Source organism: Roseivivax halodurans JCM 10272 (genome assembly GCF_000521785.1).
GTDB classification, from domain to species: Bacteria; Pseudomonadota; Alphaproteobacteria; order Rhodobacterales; family Rhodobacteraceae; genus Roseivivax; species Roseivivax halodurans.
Genome location: NZ_JALZ01000083.1, coordinates 1 through 3,752 on the forward strand (window position 1 = coordinate 1; position 3,752 = coordinate 3,752).

Genomic DNA, 3,752 nt, shown 5'->3' on the forward strand with positions numbered 1-3,752 from the left:
CTCCCGCAACCATCGTTTCCGACCCAGCCCTCGCCATTCGCGGGGGCTTTGTCGTCTCCGCCTCTCCCAATGCCTGAATACCGGCCAGATCGCCGCTGAGCTCGATCCGGTGGGCGTTCGGTGCCTCTGCGTCCGGGATCATCCGGATCTCGGAGATCAGGGCCCGCATGGCTTCGGCGGCCTGAACGCGGACGGCGGGATCCGAGAGGGCATGGGCCAGATTACGGACCTTCTGCCGGTAGAGATCGGTGAGGCCCGGGTGCATCCGCAGCACGGCCGGCTCCGGGGTCTCTGCCACTTCGGCTTCGAGGCGCCGCTTGGTCTCTTCCAACTCGTCCATCCTCGCCTTCATCGAGGGATGGTACATGCCGTCCTCGATCGCCAGGCGGATGCCCGCAATCTTCTTCTCGACCTCGGCGAGCTCCCGTTCGGCCCGGGCGCGCGCGGCTTGCGTGCCGGCATGCGCCGCGTTCCAGGCCATGCGGTATTCCTCGACGAAGGCATCGACGAGTTCGGGGCGAAGGAGGCGGTTCTGGAGGCCGCCCAGGACGCGCTCCTCCACGGCCTCCCGGCTGATAGTGGCGCGGTTGGTGCAGATGGCGTCTCCCTTGTTGCGGACCGCGGAGCAGCCATACCGGGTCTTGTTGATGAGGGTGTAACTGGCGCCGCAACAGCCGCACTTGATCAGACCAGAGAGCAGGTAGGTCGGGCGCCGGGCGCGCTCCGGCCTGAGCGCCGCATCCTTGACGCCGGCCGGGTTCATGTCCTGCCGCACGGCGCTCTGGCGCGCTTTGACCCGCTGCCAGAGAGCGTCGTCCACGAGACGCAGCGTCGGCACCTCCTCGATGATCCAGGCCTCCGGCGGGTTCGGCCGCGCCTGGCGCTTGCCCGTCTCCGGGTCCTTGATGAAGCGTTGGCGGTTCCAGACCCGCCGGCCAATGTAGAGGTCGTTGTTCAGGATGCCGGTGCCGCGCTTGGCATTGCCGGAGATGGTCGAGAAGCTCCACTGGCCGCTGCCCGCACCCGGACTGCGGATGCCCTCGGCATTCAGATCGGCGGCGATACGGCGTGCGCTGAGGCCCGAGGCGTAATCTTCGAAGATCCGGACGATCGCCGCGGCCTCCTCCGGCACGATCTCGAGCTCCCCGGTGGTGATCGTACCGTCCTCCCGGATCAGGCGGACGGGGCGATAGCCGTAGCTCCGCCCGCCGGCCGACTTGCCGGAGCGGACCCGGCCCTCCTGGCCGCGATGGGTCTTCTGGGCCAGGTTCTTGAGAAACAGCGCCGACATCGTGCCGCCCAGGCCGACATGCATCTCGTTGATCTCGCCTTCGGCCTTGGTCACGAGCGCCACATCGAGATAGCTCATCCTCTTGTGGAGCGCCGCGATATGCTCCTGGTCCCGCGACAGGCGATCGAGCGCCTCGGCGGTGACGATGTCGAAGCGTCCGTTCATGGCCGCCTGCTGCATCGCCTGGAAGCCGGGGCGCAGATGAGAGGCGCCACTGATCGCCTCGTCGGTGAAGATCTCCACGACCGACCAGCCGCGCTCGGCGCAGAGCGTGCGGCACACGCGCACCTGGTCGGTGATCGATGCGGCAGATTGCAGATCGGTCGAGTAGCGCGCGTAGATGGCCGCGCGGACGGGCTTAGCGACGGGCATGGATCACTCCTCGGAGTCGGGGCCCGCGGCGGCAAGATCCTCGCGGGCCGCCTGGCGCGCCATGAGCCGGGCCAGCAGATGCAGCGAAGCATGAGGCGGAGGTGGCGATCCGGCAAGAGCGCTTCTGGACGAAAGATGCGCCCAAGGGGTCGACGGGGGCTCCGATCCCTCCGGGTCTGCATGTCTTGTCCGGTCCCGCGCCATAGGCCGAGCTCTCCCGAGCGCCCGCGGCGGGGCGCAGCGGGCGGTGTGTGATGGTGATGGTCTGTCCGGGAGAGGTCCCGGCGGCTGTTCTCATCATCTTATCTCGGGTGCTTCGGCGCGGGCGCAGCCAATGCGGGCCGCCTGGGTGGGATCGGTCGGTTTTATGTGGACAACTGGCGATCAAGCCCGGTTGGTGCTGCAGAAGCAGAGGTGCCGGAGCGGGCGTGGAGTGGGCCCGAGATCGGGCAAACTATTGCGGGCAGGGACTTCTCCGGATTTTGTCTCGGTCTCGGTCTCGGTCTCGGTCTCGGTCTCGGTCTCGGTCTCGGTCTCGGTCTCGGTCTCGGTCCCGGGGCCGGATCATGGGGTCACCTGGTCCTGCAAAGAACCAGATGACCCCATTGCCGGTATCTCCGTCCGGCGCGGCGCATGGCGGTCAGGCGTCACAGGCGCCTTGCCGGTCCGGCACCAGGTCCGAGAGCCACGGCGCGAGCTCCGTCTCGCTGAGCTCGCGGTGCTGGAGGAGATGCACGGCCATCCGCTCCAGCCGGTCCCGGTGCGGTTGGAGAAGCTCCCGCGCGCGGCGCTCGGCCTGGTCGAGCCTGACACGCAGCCGGTCGCGCTCCTCGGGGGCGAGCCGCGTCATGTCCGCGGGGCCAAGCCAGGCGCCGCCATTGATCCCGAGGCCTGCCTCCCGGTCGACATGCAGCTGCAGCCGGGTGGCGAAGGCGAGGTCGCTGTCAGCACCGCCGCCGGCGCCGGCGCTGATCGTGCCGAGCACGAGACGCTCGGCGGCGCGGCCCGCCAGCACGATGGTGAGCTCGGCCTCGTACTCCGCCATGGTGCCTTCCCGCAGGGCCTGCGGGCGATGCGTCGTGCCGCCGTCCGAGGAGAGCAGGAGACGGTGGACCGGCGCCACCCCCAGGAGGCTCGCCGCGATGGCATGCCCGCATTCGTGGATGGCGATGCGCCGGTCGCGGCCCTGCAGCTCTGCCTGGCCCGCCGGGAGGGTCTCCAGCAGGGCCTGTGCGCTGACCCGGGACCCGGCCCGCCGCGCGGCGGCTTTGGCCGCGCGGATATCGGCATCGATTCGGGCCGGGGTCTCGCCGGTATAGGCCCTCGCCAGCGCCGCGAGATCGGCCTCACCCACGTCCGGCAGCGCGCGGACCAGCATGTGGCGGATCTGCGCACGGGAGGGCCGGCCGAGCGTCCGGTGCAGGTCGAAGCGCCCGGGGCGCAGGATTGCCGGATCCAGCGCCTCCGGGTGGTTGGTTGCGCCGACCAGGATGACGCCTTCGGCGCGGACGAGCCGGTCGATCTCCCGCAGCAGCTGGTTGATGACATTGCGGCGGTAATTGCTGTTGTGCGTGTCCGCGCTCTGCCGGGCACCAAAGGCATCGATCTCGTCGATAAAGAGCACCGACGGTCTCTGCGCGATGGCCTCGGCAAAGCTGCGGCGCATCTCACGCAGCATGTCGCCGAGATGCCCGGCGCTCTGCCAGTCGCCGCAGGAACTCTCGATGAGCGGCACCTTCGCCGAGGCCGCGATGCCGCGCGCGAGCAGGCTCTTGCCGGTGCCGGGCTCGCCCGAGATCAGCAGCGAGTGCGAGAGTTCCGACCAGTCCGCCTCGCCGCGCCGCCAGGCCGCGAGATCGGAGACGATGTCGGCGGCCGCCCGGTGGGCCGGGGAGGCGCCGCCGATCTCCTCCAGCGTCATGCCGGGGGCGCTGTGCGCCTCCGGGGTCGAGAGCCGGGTCAGCTCCCGCGCCGCATCCGCCGCATTCGGCGCGCGCAGGGCGGCCATGAGACCCGTCCTGTCCATGCGGGCGAGCGTGTCGTCGCCCGGCAGCAGCGCGGCGACAGGCGCCCGGTCGATCTTGCCGGT

General features: G+C 69.9%; 2 protein-coding genes. Both read right to left on the minus strand.

The window, feature by feature from the left end; genetic code table 11:
- Nucleotides 1-1,663, minus strand: a 1,663-nt coding sequence (locus OCH239_RS21035; RefSeq protein ID WP_051489718.1) for a recombinase family protein, incomplete at its 3' end; no start/stop codon positions are given.
- Between the two features lie 640 nt (nucleotides 1,664-2,303).
- On the minus strand, nucleotides 2,304-3,752 hold a 1,449-nt coding region (locus tag OCH239_RS21040), incomplete at its 5' end, for an AAA family ATPase (RefSeq protein WP_037267363.1).